General features: G+C 56.1%; 18 protein-coding genes. 13 read left to right on the top strand and 5 right to left on the bottom strand.

The features are described from left to right. Positions 1–4: 4 nt before the first annotated feature. Positions 5–832 (bottom strand): HTH-type transcriptional regulator HdfR, encoded by an 828-nt coding sequence (gene hdfR / locus KGP26_RS27145; RefSeq protein ID WP_021807365.1) that lies wholly within the window; start codon positions 830–832, stop codon positions 5–7. A gap of 119 nt (positions 833–951) precedes the next feature. Between hdfR and KGP26_RS27140 the strand changes: the two genes are divergently transcribed. Continuing rightward, positions 952–1,290, top strand: a complete 339-nt coding sequence (locus KGP26_RS27140) for a DUF413 domain-containing protein (protein WP_021181829.1) — start codon at positions 952–954, stop codon at positions 1,288–1,290. 28 nt (positions 1,291–1,318) lie between these two features. On the opposite strand, the gene KGP26_RS27135 is transcribed toward KGP26_RS27140, so the two are convergent. Continuing rightward, positions 1,319–2,842 (bottom strand): YifB family Mg chelatase-like AAA ATPase, encoded by a 1,524-nt coding sequence (locus KGP26_RS27135; protein ID WP_094982438.1) that lies wholly within the window; start codon positions 2,840–2,842, stop codon positions 1,319–1,321. Positions 2,843–3,185: 343 nt separating this feature from the next. Between KGP26_RS27135 and KGP26_RS27130 the strand changes: the two genes are divergently transcribed. The 8 genes from KGP26_RS27130 (at position 3,186) to KGP26_RS27095 (ending at position 11,831) form a co-directional block, all read left to right on the top strand. Then, the gene (locus KGP26_RS27130) at positions 3,186–4,418 is read left to right on the top strand and encodes an MFS transporter (protein ID WP_094982437.1); all 1,233 of its coding nucleotides are present in this window, start codon (positions 3,186–3,188) and stop codon (positions 4,416–4,418) included. Positions 4,419–4,551: 133 nt separating this feature from the next. Beyond that, the gene (gene ilvL / locus KGP26_RS27125; RefSeq protein WP_071681478.1) at positions 4,552–4,650 is read left to right on the top strand and encodes an ilv operon leader peptide; all 99 of its coding nucleotides are present in this window, start codon (positions 4,552–4,554) and stop codon (positions 4,648–4,650) included. Between the two features lie 141 nt (positions 4,651–4,791). Beyond that, on the top strand, positions 4,792–6,438 hold the full coding sequence (gene ilvG / locus KGP26_RS27120) for an acetolactate synthase 2 catalytic subunit (RefSeq protein WP_037376516.1): 1,647 nt from the start codon (positions 4,792–4,794) through the stop codon (positions 6,436–6,438). Next, positions 6,435–6,692 (top strand): acetolactate synthase 2 small subunit, encoded by a 258-nt coding sequence (gene ilvM, locus KGP26_RS27115; RefSeq protein WP_021181824.1) that lies wholly within the window; start codon positions 6,435–6,437, stop codon positions 6,690–6,692. The genes ilvG and ilvM overlap by 4 nt, the downstream gene beginning before the upstream one ends. A gap of 21 nt (positions 6,693–6,713) precedes the next feature. Next, positions 6,714–7,640 (top strand): branched-chain-amino-acid transaminase, encoded by a 927-nt coding sequence (gene ilvE, locus KGP26_RS27110; RefSeq protein ID WP_021181823.1) that lies wholly within the window; start codon positions 6,714–6,716, stop codon positions 7,638–7,640. A 67-nt stretch (positions 7,641–7,707) separates the two neighbouring features. Beyond that, positions 7,708–9,558: a dihydroxy-acid dehydratase gene (ilvD, locus tag KGP26_RS27105; protein WP_021181822.1), complete on the top strand. Its 1,851-nt coding sequence runs from the start codon at positions 7,708–7,710 to the stop codon at positions 9,556–9,558. A 5-nt stretch (positions 9,559–9,563) separates the two neighbouring features. Beyond that, positions 9,564–11,108, top strand: coding sequence for a threonine ammonia-lyase, biosynthetic (gene ilvA / locus KGP26_RS27100; protein ID WP_021181821.1), 1,545 nt, complete (start codon positions 9,564–9,566; stop codon positions 11,106–11,108). 21 nt (positions 11,109–11,129) lie between these two features. Next, positions 11,130–11,831: a DUF2461 domain-containing protein gene (locus KGP26_RS27095; RefSeq protein ID WP_021807370.1), complete on the top strand. Its 702-nt coding sequence runs from the start codon at positions 11,130–11,132 to the stop codon at positions 11,829–11,831. Here the strand turns inward: KGP26_RS27095 and ilvY are convergent. After that, positions 11,826–12,710 (bottom strand): HTH-type transcriptional activator IlvY, encoded by an 885-nt coding sequence (gene ilvY, locus KGP26_RS27090; RefSeq protein ID WP_059201933.1) that lies wholly within the window; start codon positions 12,708–12,710, stop codon positions 11,826–11,828. The genes KGP26_RS27095 and ilvY overlap by 6 nt on opposite strands. A 168-nt stretch (positions 12,711–12,878) precedes the next feature. On the opposite strand from ilvY, the gene ilvC reads away from it, so the two are divergent. Continuing rightward, a complete protein-coding gene (gene ilvC / locus KGP26_RS27085; protein WP_021181818.1) occupies positions 12,879–14,354 on the top strand; it encodes a ketol-acid reductoisomerase in 1,476 nt (491 codons plus the stop codon). A gap of 87 nt (positions 14,355–14,441) precedes the next feature. Here ilvC and KGP26_RS27080 read toward each other — a convergent pair whose 3' ends face one another. Together KGP26_RS27080 and KGP26_RS27075 are read right to left on the bottom strand one after the other, a co-directional pair. Next, positions 14,442–15,374 carry a sugar kinase gene (locus KGP26_RS27080; RefSeq protein ID WP_223664794.1) on the bottom strand — a complete coding sequence of 311 codons (933 nt, stop codon included), beginning with the start codon at positions 15,372–15,374 and terminating at the stop codon, positions 14,442–14,444. A 153-nt stretch (positions 15,375–15,527) separates the two neighbouring features. Then, the gene (locus KGP26_RS27075; protein WP_021181815.1) at positions 15,528–15,731 is read right to left on the bottom strand and encodes a 2-hydroxymuconate tautomerase family protein; all 204 of its coding nucleotides are present in this window, start codon (positions 15,729–15,731) and stop codon (positions 15,528–15,530) included. Positions 15,732–15,873: 142 nt separating this feature from the next. Between KGP26_RS27075 and pdeH the strand changes: the two genes are divergently transcribed. From pdeH to KGP26_RS27060, 3 genes are all read left to right on the top strand, one after another. Beyond that, a complete protein-coding gene (gene pdeH / locus KGP26_RS27070; protein ID WP_179248696.1) occupies positions 15,874–16,674 on the top strand; it encodes a cyclic-guanylate-specific phosphodiesterase in 801 nt (266 codons plus the stop codon). A 103-nt stretch (positions 16,675–16,777) separates the two neighbouring features. Then, on the top strand, positions 16,778–18,823 hold the full coding sequence (locus tag KGP26_RS27065; protein WP_223664793.1) for an AsmA family protein: 2,046 nt from the start codon (positions 16,778–16,780) through the stop codon (positions 18,821–18,823). Between the two features lie 250 nt (positions 18,824–19,073). Then, on the top strand, positions 19,074–20,033 hold the full coding sequence (locus KGP26_RS27060) for an IS110 family transposase (RefSeq protein ID WP_059199085.1): 960 nt from the start codon (positions 19,074–19,076) through the stop codon (positions 20,031–20,033). Positions 20,034–20,192 lie beyond the last annotated feature (159 nt).

Below are 20,192 nucleotides of genomic sequence, written 5' to 3'. Positions count from 1 at the left end.
CGGCTCAGGTTGCGGTATTTAAAGGTATTTTCAACAGTTGGCGGATTAACGGCTGCTGGTCGCTGTTTTGCAGCCAGACGGCATAAAGCGGGCGGATGATCGGCTGGGCGTCTGCAACGGCGATCAACTGAGGGTACTCTTTTTCCCACTGGCTGGGGAGAAATGCACAGCCACCGGTTGTCTCCAGCAATTGACGCGTCAGATGTGCCGAAGTGGTGGTCAGCACGGGCATGCTGTCGCCCTCAAGCATGCGGGCTTCCTGTTGGTGAAAATCGGCACCCCATTCCAGTTTGATGTAAGGCATGGGGGCGGATTTATCGCGTAGCGATGAGGAAAACAGGCGTAGCGAGAAGTTACCCAACAGCTGGCTGGCCAGCTCATCCATCTTTGGCGGTTCGGTGGTGATTAGCAAATCGAGCTGTCTTTCATGTAGCTGTTTCACCAAAGAATGGCGCAGAGCCACCCTGGCTTCGAGCTGCAAGGCCTCCCGCTGCTGGTAGAGAGATTGCAGCCAGGGCGTGAGGTAAGCTTCCCATAGCGACGCGGTGGCGCCGATCGAAAGTTCGCTGTGCTGTAGCGATCGCACCACCTCTTTCTTTGCTAACTGCCAAGTGTTCATCAGGCTCTCGGCATAGGGCAACAGCCGCTCTCCTGCTGGTGTCAGGCGGATGTTGTTGCGGTGGCGGGTGAATAAATTCGCCCCTAATTGAGTTTCAAGCTGACGGATACGGAAACTCACCGCAGACTGCGTTAAGTACAGGGATTCCGCTGCGCGGCCAAAGTGTCGCGTTCTACTGACCTCCAAAAAGGTTTTCAGTAATTCGGTGTCCACACCAATCTCCAAAATTTTTTATCGTTAAGATTTAAATGTTTTGTTTTACACGATGTCAAGCCTATCTAATACTCCGCGCCATAAACAGCACGGCCATGAGAGAATTAGGAGCGTGTCAGATGGCGGATAGCTTCACCACCAACAGTCGTTTTTTTGATAATAAAAACTATCCTCGCGGGTTCTCCCGTCACGGCGATTTCACCATTAAAGAAGCGCAATTGCTAGAGCGTTTCGGGTATGCGTTCAACGAGTTGGATGCCGGCAAACGCCAGCCAGCCACTGAAGAAGAACAGTTGTTCGTTGCAGTGTGTCGCGGTGAGCGTGAACCGGTAACCGAGCAAGAAAAAGTATGGTCTAAATATCTGGCGCGCACCCGCCGCCCGAAAAAATTCCATACGTTGTCAGGTGGCAAGCCGCAGGCTGATGCGGTAGAAGACTACACTGAAAGCGACGATTGATCATCATGGGGCCATTCGGCCCCATTTTTTATTCCAGGCTGCGGTGTAACTGCAGCAGCAGGCGATCCATACTGCGATAGCTGAGCGCTTCGCTGAGATGGCGTTTATCAATCTGTTGTTCCCCCGTCAAATCGGCCAGTGTGCGTGCCACTTTCAGGATGCGATGCCAGGCTCGAACCGATAATCCCAGTTGGCTCAGCGTTCTTTCTAAAAACTCCGCTTCCGCTGCAGGTAAATGGCAATCCCGATCCACCTCGCGGTTACTCAACAGCGCATTCACTTTACCTGCACGTGCCAGCTGCCGCTCGCGCGCCACCAGCACCCGTTGACGTACCTGTTGGCTGCTTTCCCCCGCATGGCGCTGCTTGGCCAGTACGCCTGGTGGCAGCAGTGGCACCTCAATCGACAAATCAAATCGATCGAGGAAGGGGCCAGAGAGCCTGCCGAGGTAGCGCAAAATCTGCTGCGGTGGCGTGCGGTTGTGTATGCCCTGATAGTGTCCGGTTGGGCTGGGGTTCATCGCTGCAATCAGCTGCACCCTGGCTGGGAAGCGTACCTTGGCACTAGCGCGTGAGATGACGATTTCACCGGATTCCAGCGGCTCACGCAGCGCATCCAATACTCGCCGTTCAAATTCCGGTAACTCATCCAGAAATAGCACGCCGTTGTGCGCCATGGAGATTTCCCCTGGCCGTGGCAAGGAACCACCTCCAACCAGTGCAGCCATCGAAGCGCTGTGATGCGGGGCACGAAACGGCCGCTGTCGCCATGGCAGGGTTTCATCAGGGTGATGCAATAAGCTGGCAACGGCCACGCTTTCCAACGCCTCCCGATCGCTTAACGGCGGCAGCAAACCGTTGAGGCGGCTGGCCAGCATGGTTTTTCCGGTGCCCGGAGGGCCAAGCAGCAATAGGTTGTGGCCCCCGGCCGCGGCAATTTCCAACGCTCGTTTTGCCTGCTCCTGGCCAATGACTTCCTGCAGGTCGGCAGTTTCCGTTGACGTGGCGGCCGCAGGGGGCGCTACGGCGATCGGCAGCTCACCCTTACCTTGCAAAAAAGCGCAAACCTCAAGCAAATGTTCCGCAACTCGGGTCGTGCTGTTGGGAAGCAACCCTGCCTCTTTGCCGTTGGCCGCTGCGAGGATCAGCTCACGTTTGGCCTCGGCAGCCGCTATTGCCGCCGGAATGGCGCCGTGCACCGCCCTCAATGCGCCAGAAAGCGCCAATTCACCCAGGAACTCATAGTGCGCCAACTTATCTGCTGGCAACTGTTCTGAGGCCGCCAGAATGGCCAGCGCAATGGGTAAATCATAGCGCCCCCCTTCCTTAGGCAAATCGGCGGGTGCCAGATTGACGGTGATGCGTTTGGCCGGAAAGGTGAAGCCGTTGTTGATCAGTGCGCTGCGCACCCGGTCACGGGCTTCTTTCACCGTGGTTTCCGGTAGACCGACCAGCGTGAGGCCGGGTAATCCGTTGCTGATATGGACTTCAACCATGACCGAAGGTGCCTGCACGCCGATCGTGGCACGGGTATAGATTACCGCCAGTGACATATTGCTCTCCTCGCTGAAGGCAACATGATGCGGGAACGGACCGATAGCTGCGCTCTATTCATCGTCAACTTGCGTAGTGCTACAAAATTAAAAGTGATTTATTTCATCAGGTTAGTGGTGTTTTTCGAGCCGGCACGCATTTCGCTGTAATACCCCTTAACAATTACCACAAGGTTGCAACAAATTAGCAAGCTAACCAAGTTGCAACAGCAGGGTTAATGGGTGTATTTAACAATTGGTTAAAATAAAAAATCACTTCATTAACAAAGCCCCGACCGCTACCGCACCCGCTGCGGCCGCCGCTAAACCTGATAACTTCATACTCTACGGTAGGGATAACACTATGTTCGGTTGGACTCCGCTGCAGCGCAATGCGGCAATTGCCAGCTTTTCAAGCTGGACGCTCGACGCTTTCGATTTCTTTGTGCTGGTCTTCCTGCTCAGCGATATAGCTCAGGCTTTTCAGGTGGGGATGGAAGAAGTCACCCTGGCGATCCTGCTGACGTTGGCGGTGCGCCCGATTGGCGCCCTGATCTTTGGCCGTGCGGCGGAAAAGTACGGCCGTAAACCAATCCTGATGTTGAATATCGTGTTTTTCTCGGTATTTGAGCTGTTGTCGGCGGCGGCTCCTTCTTTGACCGTCTTCCTGTTGCTGCGTGTGCTTTACGGCGTGGCGATGGGGGGCATCTGGGGCGTGGCCTCTTCGCTGGCGATGGAAAGCATCCCAGATCGTTCGCGCGGCCTGATGTCCGGTATCTTCCAGGCGGGGTATCCGTTTGGCTATCTGTTGGCGGCGGTGGCCTACGGCCTGCTGTTTGAAGTGGTCGGCTGGCGTGGCATGTTCGTGATCGGGGCCGCGCCAATCCTGTTGCTGCCGTTTATCTACTTCTGCGTGGAAGAGTCGCCGGTGTGGCTGGCGGCACGGGCTCGTAAAGAAAGCACCGCTCTGCTGCCAGTTCTGAAGAGCCATTGGAAGCTGTGTGTCTATCTGGTGCTGCTGATGGCGGCGTTTAATTTCTTCTCCCACGGCACACAGGATATGTATCCGGCCTTCCTGAAAATTCAGCACGGTTTCGATCCTAAAACCGTCAGTATCATCGCCATTAGCTACAATATCGCGTCCATTATCGGCGGTATTTTCTTTGGTGCCCTGTCGGAAAAAATTGGCCGTAAGAAAGCCATTATTATTGCGGCCCTGCTGGCGTTACCGGTGATCCCGCTGTGGGCCTTCGCCAGCGGTTCGTTCATGCTGGGGCTGGGGGCGTTCATGATGCAATTCATGGTGCAGGGCGCGTGGGGTGTGATCCCAACCTACCTCAACGAACTGGTGCCAGCGAATACCCGCGCGGTGTTGCCGGGGTTTGTCTATCAACTGGGTAATCTTATTGCCTCAGTGAACGCGACCTTGCAGGCCACGATTGCGGAACATCATGGGCAAAACTACGGCCTGGCGATGGCGATGATTGCCGGGACGGTGGCGATCGTGATCGCGGTGCTGGTGTATTTTGGCAAGGATACGCGCGGCAAAGCGATTGCGGTGGAAAGTAAAGCGCCCGGTGCTGGTGTTAGCGTTTGAATTTCATGCGCTTTGTTGCAGCTTTGACCCGGCAGCGCCGAATAATAACGCAAAAAAAGTGTTGTCAGGTTACCGGCTGCTATGGTAACTCTGTAGGCATTAGTTCGAAACGAGCACAGTGAACAACCCAATTATGAAAGCCCTAGCCCAAGTGATTAGCCTAGTCGTGATTAGCGTGGTGGTGATTATTATCCCACCGTGCGGGGCTGCACTTGGACGAAGAAAGGCTTAGAAAACAAGCCGGAATCGCAAGATAACCCCCGCACCCAAAAGGTCCGGGGGTTTTTTTATGCCAAGAAAATATGAACAAGGAGCAGAGAATGACCAACAGAATAAAATCCTGCACTTCCCGCAACAAGGCGGGGAAATAACCATGAATGGTGCTCAGTGGGTAGTTCAAGCGTTGCGTGCGCAGGGGGTAGACAAGGTATTCGGCTATCCCGGTGGTGCGATCATGCCGGTCTACGATGCGTTGTATGACGGCGGAGTTGAACATCTGCTGTGTCGTCATGAGCAGGGTGCGGCGATTGCGGCCATTGGCTATGCTCGTTCCAGCGGCAAAGTTGGCGTCTGTATCGCCACCTCTGGCCCCGGCGCGACCAACCTGATCACCGGGTTGGCGGATGCGCTGTTGGACTCGGTGCCAGTGGTTGCGATCACCGGTCAGGTAGGCTCTGCGCTTATCGGTACCGATGCTTTTCAGGAGATCGATGTTCTTGGCCTGTCTCTGGCCTGTACCAAACACAGTTTCCTGGTGGAGTCGCTGGAAGCGCTGCCAGGGATCATGGCAGAGGCTTTTGCCATCGCCACCAGCGGCCGCCCAGGCCCGGTACTGATCGACATCCCGAAAGACATCCAACTGGCGCAGGGCGATTTGCCTCCTCATCTGATGCCGGTAGAAGACCAGTTTGAACATCCTACGGCGGAGCTGGCTATGGCCACGCAGTTGCTGGCACAGGCGCAGAAGCCAATGCTGTACGTGGGCGGTGGCGTAGGGATGGCGCAGGCAGTCTCGGCATTACGGGAATTTGTCGAGCTGACGCAAATCCCAACCGTGGCGACCTTGAAAGGCTTGGGCGCACCGGATGCCAACCATCCGTATTATCTCGGCATGTTGGGTATGCATGGCACCAAAGCTGCCAACTTCGCCGTGCAGGAGTGTGATTTATTGATAGCCGTAGGCGCGCGTTTTGACGATCGGGTGACCGGCAAGCTGAACGCCTTTGCGCCGCAGGCCAAGGTGATCCACATGGATATCGATCCGGCAGAAATGAGCAAGCTGCGTCAGGCGCATGTGGCCCTGCAAGGGGATCTGAGAACCCTGCTGCCAGCGCTGCAACAGCCGATGCAGATCGCCCCTTGGCTGCAACGGGTGGCCGAACTGAAAGAAACTCACCCTTGGCGTTACGACCACCCGGGCCAACCGATCTATGCTCCGTTGCTGCTCAAGCAACTGTCTGAACGCAAACCGGCCAATACCGTGGTGACCACCGACGTGGGCCAGCACCAGATGTGGACCGCGCAGCACATGAGCTTTGAACGCCCAGAGAACTTCATCACCTCCAGCGGGTTGGGGACGATGGGCTTCGGTATCCCCGCAGCGGTAGGTGCGCAAATGGCACGCCCGGAGGATATGGTGATCTGCGTGTCCGGGGATGGTTCCTTCATGATGAACGTGCAGGAGCTGGGCACCATCAAACGCAAACAGTTACCGCTGAAAATCGTGTTACTGGATAACCAGCGTTTAGGGATGGTTCGTCAGTGGCAGCAACTGTTCTTTGATGGCCGTTACAGCGAAACCAACCTCTCCGATAACCCCGATTTCCTGATATTGGCCAGCGCTTTCGGCATCCCCGGCCAACGTATTACCCGCAAAGACCAGGTCGCAGACGCGCTCGATACCTTGCTTAACAGCGAAGGGCCTTATCTGCTGCAGGTTTCCATTGATGAACTCGAGAACGTCTGGCCGCTGGTGCCGCCGGGCGCAGGCAACGAAACCATGTTGGAGAAAGTATCATGATGCAGCATCAACTCTCGATCCAGGCCCGCTTCCGCCCTGAAATGTTAGAGCGCGTATTGCGCGTTGTTCGTCACCGTGGCTTCCAGGTCTGTGCTATGAATATGGCTTCGGGCAGCAATAGCGACGATATAAATATTGAATTGACCGTTGCCAGCCAGCGCCCTGTGGATTTACTGTCATCTCAGTTGAGCAAACTGATGGATGTCTCCAGCGTTGAGATCCAGCAACAATCATCACAACAAATACGCGCCTGATTGCGCAAAAGGAACGGAACAATGACGAAGAAAGCCGATTATATTTGGTTCAATGGTGAGATGGTTCCTTGGGCCGATGCCAAGGTTCACGTAATGTCGCATGCGCTGCACTACGGAACGTCGGTATTTGAAGGGGTTCGCTGCTACGACTCCCATAAAGGCCCGGTGGTATTCCGCCACCGTGAACATATGCAGCGTCTGCATGACTCGGCCAAAATTTACCGTATGCCGGTAACGCAAAGCGTCGATGAACTGATGGAAGCCTGCCGTGCTACGCTGCGTAAAAACAATCTGGTCAGCGCGTATATTCGTCCTTTGGTGTTTGTTGGTGATGTTGGCATGGGCGTTAACCCACCGGCAGGCTATAAAACCGACGTGATTATCGCGGCGTTTCCTTGGGGCGCATATCTGGGTGAAGAAGCGCTGGATCAAGGTATCGATGCGATGGTCTCTTCCTGGCACCGTGTGGCACCAAACACCATTCCTACCGCGGCGAAAGCCGGGGGCAACTACCTTTCCTCACTGCTGGTGGGCAGCGAAGCACGCCGCCACGGCTATCAGGAAGGTATTGCGCTGGACGTTCACGGCTATATCTCTGAAGGCGCAGGCGAGAACCTGTTTGAAGTGAAAGACGGCGTGCTGTTTACTCCACCGTTCACCTCCTCCGCTCTGCCGGGTATCACGCGTGACGCGATCATCAAGCTGGCAAAAGACATGGGCTTCGAAGTGCGCGAGCAAGTGCTTTCCCGTGAGTCTCTGTACCTGGCGGACGAAGTGTTTATGTCCGGCACTGCGGCGGAAATCACGCCGGTGCGCAGCGTGGATGGCATTCAGGTAGGGATCGGCAAGTGTGGCCCAATTACCAAGCAGATCCAGCAGGCGTTCTTTGGCCTGTTCAGCGGCAAAACCGAAGACAAGTACGGCTGGTTGGATCCGGTAAACCAATAACGACAGACAACACTAAACGGATGGTTCGTTCGCCATCCGTAAAATGACTATTTTTGGAGTGAAGAGCATGCCTAAGTACCGTTCCGCCACCACCACCCACGGCCGCAACATGGCGGGTGCCCGCGCATTATGGCGCGCGACCGGGATGACCGACGACGATTTCGGCAAACCGATTATTGCGGTGGTCAACTCCTTCACCCAGTTTGTGCCGGGCCATGTGCACCTGCGCGACCTGGGCAAGCTGGTTGCAGAACAGATCGAAGCCTCCGGCGGCGTCGCCAAAGAGTTCAACACCATTGCGGTGGATGATGGGATCGCCATGGGCCACGGCGGCATGCTCTATTCTCTGCCGTCGCGCGAACTGATCGCCGACTCGGTGGAGTATATGGTGAATGCCCACTGCGCCGATGCGATGGTATGTATCTCCAATTGCGACAAGATCACCCCAGGGATGCTGATGGCGTCACTGCGCCTGAATATTCCGGTGATCTTCGTTTCCGGCGGCCCGATGGAAGCCGGTAAAACCAAGCTTTCCGACAAAATCATCAAGCTGGACCTGATCGATGCGATGATCCAGGGTGCCAACCCGAACGTCAGCGACGCCGACAGCGCGCAGATCGAGCGTTCCGCTTGCCCAACCTGCGGCTCGTGCTCCGGGATGTTTACCGCCAACTCCATGAACTGCCTGACCGAAGCGTTGGGCCTGTCTCAGCCGGGCAACGGCTCGCTGCTGGCGACCCACGCCGATCGTAAGGATCTGTTCCTGAACGCCGGTAAGCGCATCGTTGAACTGACCAAGCGTTACTACGAGCAGGACGATGAGAGTGCACTGCCACGCAGCATCGCCAACAAGGCCGCATTCGAAAATGCGATGACTCTGGACATTGCGATGGGCGGCTCCACCAATACCGTACTGCACCTGTTGGCGGCAGCGCAGGAAGGCGAGATAGACTTCGCCATGGCGGATATCGATCGCCTGTCCCGCAAAGTGCCACATCTGTGCAAGGTCGCGCCAAGCACTCAGAAATACCACATGGAAGACGTACACCGTGCCGGTGGCGTACTTGCCATTCTTGGCGAGCTGGATCGCGCCGGGCTGATGAACCGCGATGTGGATAACATCCTGGGGATGAAGCTGCCAGAGACCCTGGAAAAGTACGACATCATGCTGACCCAGGATGAGGCCGTGAAGAAAATGTTCCGCGCAGGTCCGGCGGGCATCCGCACCACCCAGGCATTCTCACAGGACTGCCGTTGGGACACGCTGGACAACGATCGTGCCGATGGCTGTATCCGCTCTTTGGAAAACGCCTTCAGTCTGGAAGGGGGCTTGGCGGTGCTGTATGGCAACATGGCCGAAGACGGCAGCATCGTTAAAACCGCTGGCGTGGATAAAGACAACCTGACTTTCCGTGGGCCAGCCAAAGTTTATGAGAGCCAGGATACGGCCGTTGAGGCGATTCTTGGCGGTAAAGTGGTGGCCGGCGACGTAGTGGTGATCCGTTATGAAGGGCCAAAAGGCGGGCCGGGCATGCAGGAAATGCTCTACCCAACCACCTATCTGAAATCGATGGGGCTGGGCAAGGCCTGTGCGCTGATCACCGATGGTCGTTTCTCAGGCGGCACCTCCGGTTTATCCATTGGTCACGTTTCGCCGGAAGCGGCCAGCGGCGGCCTGATTGCGCTGGTGGAAGAAGGGGACATGATCGATATCGATATCCCGAAACGCAGCATGGTGCTGGATGTGCCGGAGAGCGTACTGGCTGCACGCCGTGAGGCGGAACTGGCACGCGGTGATGCGGCCTGGACACCGAAAGCGCGTGAGCGCCAGGTATCTTATGCGTTACGTGCTTACGCTACGCTGGCCACCAGTGCTGATAAAGGCGCAGTGCGGGACAAGAGCAAGCTGGGAGGCTAACCACCATGGCGGTATCACAACCCCTACCCGACGCCCCCTGTGGCGCCGAATATTTGCGAGCGGTACTCCGCTCGCCAGTTTACGAGGTGGCTCAGGTCACCCCGTTACAGACAATGGGCAAGATCTCTGCGCGCCTCGGCAATACCATTCTGGTGAAGCGCGAAGATCGCCAGCCGGTGCACAGCTTTAAGCTGCGCGGGGCTTACGCGATGATTGCCAGCCTGGATGAAGAGCAGAGGGCGCGTGGTGTGGTCACGGCCTCTGCGGGCAACCATGCGCAGGGCGTCGCCTTTTCCGGCAACCGTTTGGGGATCAAAACCCTGATCGTGATGCCGGTGTCGACGGCGGATATCAAGGTTGATGCGGTACGCGGTTTCGGCGGTGAAGTGTTGCTGCACGGCGCCAACTTCGACGAAGCCAAGGTCAAGGCGATTGAGCTTTCGCAGCAACAGGGCATGACCTTTGTACCCCCGTTCGATCACCCGGCAGTCATTGCCGGGCAGGGCACTTTGGCGATGGAGCTATTGCAGCAGGACGCGCACCTGGACCGGGTGTTTGTGCCGGTGGGCGGTGGCGGCCTGGCGGCCGGTGTCGCGGTGCTGATCAAGCAACTGATGCCGCAAATCAAAGTGATTGGCGTGGAAGCTGAGGATTCGGCCTGTCTGCGTGCGGCGCTGGATGCCGGGCAGCCGGTCGATCTGGCGCGCGTCGGGTTGTTTGCTGAAGGCGTGGCAGTAAAGCGCATCGGTGATGAAACCTTCCGTCTGTGCCGTGAATACCTTGATGATGTGATCACCGTCGATAGCGATGCGATCTGCGCAGCGGTGAAAGATCTGTTCGAAGACGTGCGGGCCATCGCCGAACCTTCTGGCGCGCTGGCGTTGGCAGGGCTGAAAAAATACGTGCAGCAGCACAATATTCAGGGCGAGCGGCTGGCCCATGTGCTTTCCGGTGCCAATGTGAATTTCCACGGACTGCGCTACGTTTCCGAACGTTGCGAACTGGGCGAACAACGCGAAGCGCTGCTGGCGGTGACCATTCCAGAACAGAAGGGCAGCTTCCTGAAGTTCTGCCAGCTGTTGGGTGGCCGTGCGGTTACCGAGTTCAACTACCGCTATGCCGATGCTGACAACGCCTGCATCTTTGTCGGGGTCCGCCTGACCAGGGGCCATACCGAGCGGCTGGAAATCATCGATGAGCTGAACCGTGATGGCTATCAGGTGGTAGACCTGTCCGACGATGAGATGGCAAAACTGCACGTGCGTTACATGGTGGGCGGGCGGCCTTCGAAACCGCTGCGTGAGCGTCTGTACAGCTTTGAGTTCCCAGAGTCACCGGGCGCTCTGCTCAAGTTCCTGCAAACGCTGGGCACGCACTGGAATATTTCGCTGTTCCACTACCGCAGCCACGGTACCGATTTTGGTCGCGTGCTGGCAGGGTTTGAGCTTTCTCAGACTGAGCCAGAGTTTGAGCAACACCTGCAGGCGTTGGGTTACGACTGCCATGATGAGACCGACAACCCGGCCTTCCGGTTCTTCCTGCAGGGCTAACATCGGCGACAAGGATAGCGTATGAGTAATGAGTTCACCGGGTTCAGCCAACAAGGGCTGGACTTCCTGCAACAGGTGCGGATCGAGAACGACAAGGAGTGGTTTGATGCCAATCGGGGCGTGTATGACCGTGAGCTGTTAACGCCGTTCCGTTCGCTGGTGGATGCGCTGAGTCCTGCGATGCTGATGATTGACCCGCAGTTTGAAACCCGTCCGGCCATTGGCAAAACGCTGTCGCGCATTCATCGCGACACGCGTTTTTCCCATGATAAATCCCGCTACCGTAGCCGCATGTGGCTGACCTTCAAGCGGCCAAGCAAAGACTGGAAGCTGGCACCGGTGTACTTCTTTGAACTAGGGCCGGACATGCTGCGTTATGGCCTGGGTTATTACAGCGCCGACAAAGCCACCATGGATCTGTTTCGCCATACCTTGCTGCGCAGGCCACAGCCGTTTTTGGAGGTGGCCGAGTGCTGCCGTGCGCCGTTCGAGCTGGTGGGGGAAAGCTATAAGCGCCCGTTGGTGAAGGAACAGGCACCGGAGATTGCCACCTGGTACAACCGTAAGTCCTTTGCGGTGATGGCCACAGATAATCAGGTGGAAAAACTGTTCAGCGCCGATCTGGTCGCTACCCTTACGCAGAGTTTCCAGCAGTTGGAGCCGCTGTACCAGTGGCTGATGCAGGTGGAAGCGATGAAGCAGATCGACCCTGCAGACTTATGAGAGCAAACGCCAGAACGCCTCAATCAGCGGTTCGTTGAGGCGTTTTTTCGGCACGCAGACCCCCAGTTCGAACGGTTCGACCATCGAGATATTTTCCAACTGAGAGATGCGGTTGCGAACGGGCTCCGGGCTATTATCTACCACCACGCTGGGGATCAGCGCGATACCGCAGCCTAATGCCACCATCGAAACAATCGCCTCATGCCCGCCGACGGTGGCGTAAATCAGCGGATTGGTGATGTGCTGGCGGCGGAACCACAGCTCGATGCGTTTTCTTGATGGGCCATGCTCCGGCAGGATAAACGGCATATTGGCCCAGTCCGGCTGCTCTGCAAAAGCCTGCGTTCGAACCGCACACGGCAGAGCGGGAGCAATCAGCACCAGCGGGATCTCACCGATTTGGGTGAAGGCGACGCTGGTGGGGAGTGTTTCAGGCCGCCCGGCGATACCAAGGTCGGCCTCGTTGGATTGTACTTTGTCCACCGCATCGGCGGCATCACCGGTAGTCAATTTGATTTCAACCAGGGGATGCTGGGCACGGAAGCGGTCGAGGATCGGCGGCAGATGACTGTAAGCGGCAGTGACCGAGCAGAACAAGCGTAGCTCGCCACTCAGAGAAGGGCCGTGCTGGCCAAGCGAATGTTTCAACTGCTGATACTGCAGCAGCGTTTGTTGAGCAAACACTTTCAACTGTTCGCCAGCATCGGTCAGCTCTACGGTTCGGTTATCACGCAGAAACAGCGACTGTCCAAGCGTTTCTTCCAGCCGCTGGATTTGGCGGGAAAGCGTAGAGGGGCTGACGTGCATCGCCTTGGCCGTGCGGCCAAAGTGATGGCTTTCAGCCAGGTGCAGGAACAGCTTGAGATCACGTAAGTCCATAATCAGTACGCTCGCAGCGGGGTGTTGCAGAAATTGCAACGTCACGTTCGTAATATATCAATTTAAGCAACGCAATTCCTGTTATACATTGGTTTCAACGGATCCCGCATAGACAGGGCGGGAATGAGAATAATATTGCACGACACAACATCTAACTGGAGCATCACCATGGCTAACTATTTCAACACATTGAACCTGCGTCAGCAGTTGGCGCAATTGGGTAAGTGCCGTTTCATGGCGCGTGACGAATTTGCGGATGAAGCCGGTTACCTGAAAGGGAAAAAAGTGGTGATCGTCGGCTGTGGTGCTCAGGGTCTGAACCAGGGTCTGAACATGCGTGATTCCGGCCTGGACGTGGCTTATGCGCTGCGTAAAGAAGCGATTGCCGAGAAGCGTGCCTCATGGCGCAAAGCCACCGAGAACGGCTTCAAGGTTGGCACCTACGAAGATCTGATCCCGCAGGCCGATCTGGTCGTTAACCTGACGCCAGACAAGCAGCACACCTCCGTAGTTCGTGCCGTACAGCCGCTGATGAAAGACGGTGCTGCGCTGGGCTACTCCCACGGCTTCAACATCGTTGAAGTTGGCGAGCAGGTTCGTAAAGACATCACCGTAGTGATGGTTGCACCTAAGTGCCCAGGTACCGAAGTGCGTGAAGAATACAAACGTGGTTTCGGTGTACCAACGCTGATCGCGGTTCACCCGGAAAACGATCCAAAAGGCGAAGGCATGGCGATTGCCAAGGCATGGGCGGCAGCCACTGGCGGCCATCGTGCAGGCGTGCTGGAATCTTCCTTCGTTGCAGAAGTGAAATCTGACCTGATGGGCGAGCAGACCATCCTGTGTGGTATGCTGCAAGCGGGTTCTCTGCTGTGCTTCGACAAGCTGGTATCTGAAGGTACCGACCCGGCATACGCAGAAAAACTGATCCAGTTCGGCTGGGAAACCATCACCGAAGCGCTGAAACAGGGCGGTATCACCCTGATGATGGATCGCCTGTCCAACCCGGCGAAACTGCGTGCCTATGCGCTGTCTGAGCAACTGAAAGGCATCATGGCTCCGCTGTTCCAGAAGCACATGGACGACATCATCTCTGGCGAATTCTCCAGCGGTATGATGGCAGACTGGGCCGCAGACGATGTGAAACTGCTGACCTGGCGTGAAGAGACCGGCAAAACCGCTTTCGAAACTGCGCCGCAGTTTGAAGGCAAAATCAGCGAGCAGGAATACTTCGACAACGGCGTACTGATGGTAGCAATGGTGAAAGCGGGCGTTGAGCTGGCCTTCGAAACCATGGTGGATTCAGGCATCATCGAAGAGTCTGCTTACTACGAATCACTGCACGAGCTGCCACTGATCGCCAATACCATCGCGCGTAAGCGTCTGTATGAAATGAACGTGGTGATCTCCGATACTGCAGAATACGGTAACTACCTGTTCTCTTATGCGGCGGTACCGTTGCTGAAAGAGTTCATGACCACTCTGCAGGCGGGCGATCTGGGTAAATCAGTTGCAGGTACCACCGTTGACAACGCGCAGCTGCGTGACGTGAACGAGGCGGTGCGCAACCACCCGATCGAATCCGTTGGCCGCAAACTGCGTGGTTATATGACCGATATGAAACGTATCGCAGTAGCCGGTTAAGCACCAAGATTGTAGAGGCCCGATTTATCGGGCCAACTAAAAAGGCCAGCATCGTTGCTGGCCTTGTGCATTTCTGGCGTTCGGGAATTATTGTGGCATCGCCTCGCGTGGGATGATGGCCCCGCGATACTGGATCACCGTGCTTGCGGTCAGGTGACCACGTTTGGCCGCGCTAACCGCATCACCGCCGGTCAGGCGTACAGCCAGATAACCCGCGCTGAAGGAATCTCCGGCGGCGGTGGTATCAATCACTTTCTCTTTTGGCAGTTTGACCGCCGGTACGTCGTGGGTTCCCCCATCGGCGCTGAACACCAGGCAGGAATCTGCGCCACGCTTAATCACAATCTCACTCACGCCAAAGTCGCGGGTACGGCTCACCACCTGCTCAACCGGCTGCTTGCCCCACAGTAAATCTTCATCATCCAGCGTCAGGAAGGCGATGTCGGTACAGGCCAGGATCTCGCGATAGGCCTGCTGAGTTTCTTGCTGGCTTTGCCACAGCCGCGGCCGATAGTTGTTATCGAAGATCACTTTGCCGCCGTTGGCCCGGCATTGGCGCAGCAGGGTCAGCAGTTTTTCCCGGCTGGCAGGGTTGAGGATCGCAACGCTGATACCGCTCAGATACAGGTAATCAAACTGCGCCAGCTGTGCGCACAGGCTCTCTGCCTGCGGGCCATCCAGCCAGTAGCGTGCGGCCGCATCGTTGCGCCAGTAATAGAAGGTGCGCTCGCCGGTATCGTCGGTTTCGATCACGTACAGCCCCGGCAGCTTGTTGTCCAATTGCTGGATCAAATCGGTTTTTACCTGCTCCTGCTGCCAGGTTTGCAGCATTTCCCGGCTGAAGCTGTCGGTGCCTAGCGCGGTGACGTAATGCACGTTCAGCGCCTGTTGCGGCACCTGACGGGCGATATAGACGGCAGTGTTGAGGGTGTCGCCGCCGAATCCACGGCTGAGATCGGCGCCTTTCTGCGACAGTTCGATCATGCATTCGCCGATCACGGCGAGGTTTTTGCTGTTCATGATAATCCCTGGCTTGATAATGAGTCTGGTTGCTGCGAATACGTCCAGTCTCAACGCAAGGGCGAAGCGAGTCAATAGGAATAAAACAGCGTTTTAATTAGTTTATGATCGCGATCGGGAAACGCGTGGTTTCCCGCCGCTGAGGAAGGAAAACTACTTGGCCGCCGCGCGCAGATCGGTGACACATTGACCACCAATCCCCCAGTTATCGGTTTCCACTTCATCGATAACCACCACGGTAGTGGCCGGATTTTTGCCGAGCGTATCGACCAACAGTTGAGTCACGCCTGCAATTAGCTGTTTTTTCTGCTCCGCGGTTGCGCCTTCGCGGGTAATTTTGATATTTACGTAGGGCATTAAATTTTCCTCTTGTTATAGAAACGTTGCATGTAGGTAATGGTTTAATGTAGGGACCTTTTACCCAGGCTTAAAGTTTTATTGTGCGTTGCCGATAACAAGATCGACAAATTTCCGGCAACGTTATCGTTCCCATTCCCTAATGGCGATAGAACCGATGATAACCAACATGATCTCTGGTCTACTGACGCCATTGTTTGCCGCCTGGCAGCGTGCCAAGGTCTTCCGTTACTGGCGGCAGTGTCGGCGTTTGTATACTTTTCAGCCCATTTACCGCACCTGCGGCAAATTGCTGGCGGTAGAGCTGCTTACTGCGGTGCATCATCCGGCGGCACCGAGCAAGCCGGTCTCCCCCGAGGACTACTTTGCCGCGCTGGGGTTGCGCCAGCGCCTGGCGGTGCTTCAGGAACAGCTCAATTTACTGCAGCAATGGCAGGCCATGTTTATCCACCATGCGTTGATGGTCTCCATCAATATCGACGGCAAGGCCTTACAGGCCCTGCAGCGACACCCGGCGATGCAGCGGCAAATCAGCGTCATGCCTTACCTGCGTTTTGAGCTGGTTGAGCAGGCAGACAGGGCGTTGAATGGGCCGCTGCAGCATATCCCCGGAGCGGAGCGCCTGTGGCTGGATGATTTTGGTAGCGGGTTGGCGAATTTCTCTGCGGTCAGCAGTTGGCGTTATCAGTATATCAAGGTGGCGCGCGAGCTGTTCATGTTGCTCAAGCAAAGCGACGAGGGCATCCAGCTGTTTTTTACCCTGGTGCGCCTGATGAGCCAGCATAGCGACGGAGTGATTGTCGAAGGGGTAGAAACAGAGCAGGAATGGCTGCTGGTACAGCGCTCTGGCGCGTTTGCAGCCCAAGGGTATTACCTGAGCCGCCCTGCACATTTTGACCAGCTGAAAACGCTGCCTACGCGGTTTATTGCCCCCATCCCTTGACCCATTAGTTCCCATCGCGTGAACTTAGGCTTATCCTCGACTAGGCTTTCAGTAAGGCTGCTTATCAATTTTCGCAGTCAGCTATCGCCTCAAGGGAGCCGCTATGACAAGAACAGGCAAAACTTTTAGCTGGATTGGCGGCATCGTACTGCTGATTATCGTGGTTTTGGTGGTGTTCATTGCCACCTTCGATTGGAACCGCCTCAAACCCACCATCAATAGCAAAGTCTCTGCCGAGCTGCAGCGCCCGTTTGCTATTCGTGGCGGTCTGGGCGTTAACTGGGAACGTCACCAGGATGAGGGAGGCTGGCGTGCCTGGGTACCTTGGCCGCATATTCACGCCGAAGATATTATGCTGGGCAACCCTGCCAAGATCCCCGGTGATGAGATGGTCACACTGCAACGCGTCGATGCTTCGATCGCGCCATTGGCGCTGCTGGGCAAAGAGGTGCTGATCCCGCGTATCTGGTTGAAACAGCCAAATGCCTCGCTACAGCGCCTGGCGAACGGTGACAATAACTGGACCTTCAACCTGGCTAACAGCGCCGAAAAAGACCCCAACCAACCGCAGTCAGACTGGTCTGTCAGCATTCACGATATCGTGTTCGATCGCGGCCAGATTGATTTTAAAGACGCCACGCTCAAGGCCGATTTCCAGGCGCTGATCGACCCACTTGGCAAGCCTCTGCCCTTTAGTGAAGTTGCGGGTAAGCAGCCGGGAGATAAAGCGACGACGCCGGATTATGTCTTCGGCTGGAAGATTAAAGGAAAATATCACGGTGAAGCGCTGTCAGGCAGCGGCAAGATAGGTGGCATGCTGTCACTGCAAAGTGCTGATATTCCGTTCCCGCTGCAGGCCGATGTCCGTTCCGGCAATACCAGAGTGCAGGTCGCGGGGACGTTGTCCGATCCGTTGAACCTTGGCGGCCTGGATCTACGGCTGAAATTCTCCGGTGACAGCCTGGGAAACCTGTATGCGCTGACCGGCGTGCTGTTACCCAACACTCCACCTTATTCTACCGATGGCCATCTTATCGTCCGGTTGCATCAACCGGGCGGTGCGGTATTCGAGTATCAGGGCTTTGACGGCAAGATCGGTGACAGCGATATCCATGGGGACTTGAAGTACGTTGCGAGCCACCCGCGGCCCAAGTTGAGCGGTGAAGTGCTTTCCAAACAGCTGCGTTTTGCCGATCTTGCGCCATTGATCGGCGCGGACTCCAATCAGCAGAAAGCCAATCGCGGCGAGAAAACCCGCCAGCCGAGCGACAAAGTGCTGCCGGTTGAGAAGTTCGAAACCAAAAGCTGGGGGGTAATGGATGCCGACGTCAAATTTACCGCCAAACGTATTGAGCATGGCAGTTCGCTGCCGTTGAGCGATCTGAATACCCATCTTAAGCTGGATAACGCAGTGATCCTGATGGACCCGCTGCGCTTCGGCGTGGCCGGGGGCAACCTGAATGCCACCGTCCGTCTTGATGGTAGCAAGAGCCCGATGCAGGGCCGGGTGGATATGCACGCGCGTAAGTTCCAGCTGAAGCAGTTGCTGCCGAACGTGGAGTCGATGAAGCGCAGCCTGGGGGAATTGAACGGCGATGCCAAGCTAACAGGCAGCGGCAACTCGGTGGCCGATTTGCTGGCGACCAGCAGCGGCGATCTGCGCCTGCTGATCAATGACGGCGTGATCAGCCGCAGCCTGATGGAAATCCTGGGCCTCAACGTAGGTAACTACCTGGTAGCTCAACTGTTTGGCGATGACGAGGTGGGGATCAACTGCGCTGCGGCGGATGTCGGCATTCGCAGCGGGTTGGCGACGCCACGACTGTTCGTGTTTGATACGGAAAATGCCATCATCAACATCACCGGCAACATCAATTTCGCCACCGAGCGGCTGGATCTGTCCATCGATCCGGAAAGTAAAGGGATGCGGGTGCTGACCTTGCGTTCGCCGCTGTATGTCAAAGGGACGTTTAAAAAACCGGACGCTGGCGTGAAGGCTGGACCGTTGATTGCTCGCGGGGTGGCTGCGGTGGCATTGGGAGTGGTTGTCGCCCCGGCAGCAGCGTTGCTGGCTCTGGTTTCACCGAGTGACGGTGGCGAAGAAAACCAGTGTGGCAAGATCCTGCAGCAGATGAAGAACAAGAAGTGACCCCTCACCCTAACCCTAACCCTTATGTCTTGATCTTCTCCGCCTTAGCGGAGAAGATCCCCGACTGATCATCGGGAGATAGCCGGTGAGCTCCCCCTAACCCTAGTGCCTATGAGCCCGTGGGAGAGATTGTGCCCCGGCTGTCTATTTCCCTGTCGCCTTGTAGACCGAACGGTATCCTGTGCCTATGAGCACCTACATATAAGGATGGTCCGGCGATAAATTTCAGACATGGTTATGGAGTGCCATAATGCGTAGAACCCCTGTCGGCGTTGATATCGCTAAACACAAATTTGATGTCGCCGTACTGCTGGACAATCAGAAGTATAAAACCAAAAAGTTTGCCAATACCCCTTCTGGATGCCGCGAGTTCGCAGCCTGGTTGAGCCGCTTTGGCGACTGTCATGTCTGTATGGAAGCCACCGGGAGCTACAGCACGGAACTGGCCACTTATCTGGCAGACAACAACTACCACGTCAGTCTGATGAACCCGGCGTGTATCCATTCCTTCGGCAATACAGAACTGGCCCGGAACAAAACGGACAAAAGCGATGCAGCGATGATAGCCCGCTACTGCGCACTGCATCAGCCTGCCCCGTGGTTCCCAGCCCCGTTGAGCGAGCGCCAGTTGACCGCGTTGGTCAGGCATCTTAAGAACCTGGAAGAGATGCGTCAGATGGAAGAAAATCGCCTGGAGGTGGCCGAAGCAGTCATCGTCCCTTCACTCAATGAGCACATCGCCACGTTGGATGAACTGATACGAGAAACGAAAAAGAAAATCAGTCAGCACATCGATGATAACCCTGACCTGAAACGGGACAGCGAGTTGCTAAAAAGTATCCCTGGAGTGGGAGAGATGCTGAGCTCCAGCCTGCTGGCCTTCGCAGGAAACCTGCGTCGGTTCACCAGCAGCAAGGCCCTGGTAGCGTACGCAGGACTGAATCCACAGCGATGTGAGTCGGGGATGTTTAAAGGGAAAAGCCGGTTATCGAAAGTGGGGCACGGTGAGCTGCGAAGTGCGTTATACATGCCCGCGGTAGTGGCAGGCCAATACAATGTTGTGGTTAAAGACTTAACAGAAAGGCTAAAGTTGCGTGGGAAGTCGGGCAAAGAAAGAGTGTGTGCGGCGATGCGAAAGTTGCTGCAACTGGCCTATGGTGTGGTGAAATCAGGAAAGACATTTAATGCGGAAATACCGCTTGCCGGATAGCCGACAAGACGGTATCTCTCCCCCAGGAGAGGGGACCGATCGAGCTGGGCTGAAAGTGTAGTGATTCTTCATGGGCACTGGCTAATTCACCTTGGTTGAAAGGGAGATCGCGGTTGCTAAGGTGACCTTTTTACTTCCAAACGAGCAGGGGCTATCAGC

The sequence above is a fragment of the Serratia sp. JSRIV002 genome (assembly GCF_019968725.1).
GTDB lineage: Bacteria > Pseudomonadota > Gammaproteobacteria > Enterobacterales > Enterobacteriaceae > Chania > Chania fonticola_B.
Note: the sequence above shows the minus strand (reverse complement) of the source record. Positions and strands in the feature narration are given on the sequence as shown.

What these genes read in the sequence shown, in the direction of transcription:
- KGP26_RS27140 (WP_021181829.1), top strand. Translation starts at nt 952, where the DNA reads ATGGCGGATAGCTTCACCACCAACAGTCGTTTTTTTGATAATAAAAAC.
- KGP26_RS27135 (WP_094982438.1), bottom strand. Translation starts at nt 2,842, where the DNA reads ATGTCACTGGCGGTAATCTATACCCGTGCCACGATCGGCGTGCAGGCA.
- KGP26_RS27130 (WP_094982437.1), top strand. Translation starts at nt 3,186, where the DNA reads ATGTTCGGTTGGACTCCGCTGCAGCGCAATGCGGCAATTGCCAGCTTT.
- ilvL (WP_071681478.1), top strand. Translation starts at nt 4,552, where the DNA reads ATGAAAGCCCTAGCCCAAGTGATTAGCCTAGTCGTGATTAGCGTGGTG.
- ilvG (WP_037376516.1), top strand. Translation starts at nt 4,792, where the DNA reads ATGAATGGTGCTCAGTGGGTAGTTCAAGCGTTGCGTGCGCAGGGGGTA.
- ilvM (WP_021181824.1), top strand. Translation starts at nt 6,435, where the DNA reads ATGATGCAGCATCAACTCTCGATCCAGGCCCGCTTCCGCCCTGAAATG.
- ilvE (WP_021181823.1), top strand. Translation starts at nt 6,714, where the DNA reads ATGACGAAGAAAGCCGATTATATTTGGTTCAATGGTGAGATGGTTCCT.
- ilvD (WP_021181822.1), top strand. Translation starts at nt 7,708, where the DNA reads ATGCCTAAGTACCGTTCCGCCACCACCACCCACGGCCGCAACATGGCG.
- ilvA (WP_021181821.1), top strand. Translation starts at nt 9,564, where the DNA reads ATGGCGGTATCACAACCCCTACCCGACGCCCCCTGTGGCGCCGAATAT.
- KGP26_RS27095 (WP_021807370.1), top strand. Translation starts at nt 11,130, where the DNA reads ATGAGTAATGAGTTCACCGGGTTCAGCCAACAAGGGCTGGACTTCCTG.
- ilvY (WP_059201933.1), bottom strand. Translation starts at nt 12,710, where the DNA reads ATGGACTTACGTGATCTCAAGCTGTTCCTGCACCTGGCTGAAAGCCAT.
- ilvC (WP_021181818.1), top strand. Translation starts at nt 12,879, where the DNA reads ATGGCTAACTATTTCAACACATTGAACCTGCGTCAGCAGTTGGCGCAA.
- KGP26_RS27080 (WP_223664794.1), bottom strand. Translation starts at nt 15,374, where the DNA reads ATGAACAGCAAAAACCTCGCCGTGATCGGCGAATGCATGATCGAACTG.
- KGP26_RS27075 (WP_021181815.1), bottom strand. Translation starts at nt 15,731, where the DNA reads ATGCCCTACGTAAATATCAAAATTACCCGCGAAGGCGCAACCGCGGAG.
- pdeH (WP_179248696.1), top strand. Translation starts at nt 15,874, where the DNA reads ATGGCGATAGAACCGATGATAACCAACATGATCTCTGGTCTACTGACG.
- KGP26_RS27065 (WP_223664793.1), top strand. Translation starts at nt 16,778, where the DNA reads ATGACAAGAACAGGCAAAACTTTTAGCTGGATTGGCGGCATCGTACTG.
- KGP26_RS27060 (WP_059199085.1), top strand. Translation starts at nt 19,074, where the DNA reads ATGCGTAGAACCCCTGTCGGCGTTGATATCGCTAAACACAAATTTGAT.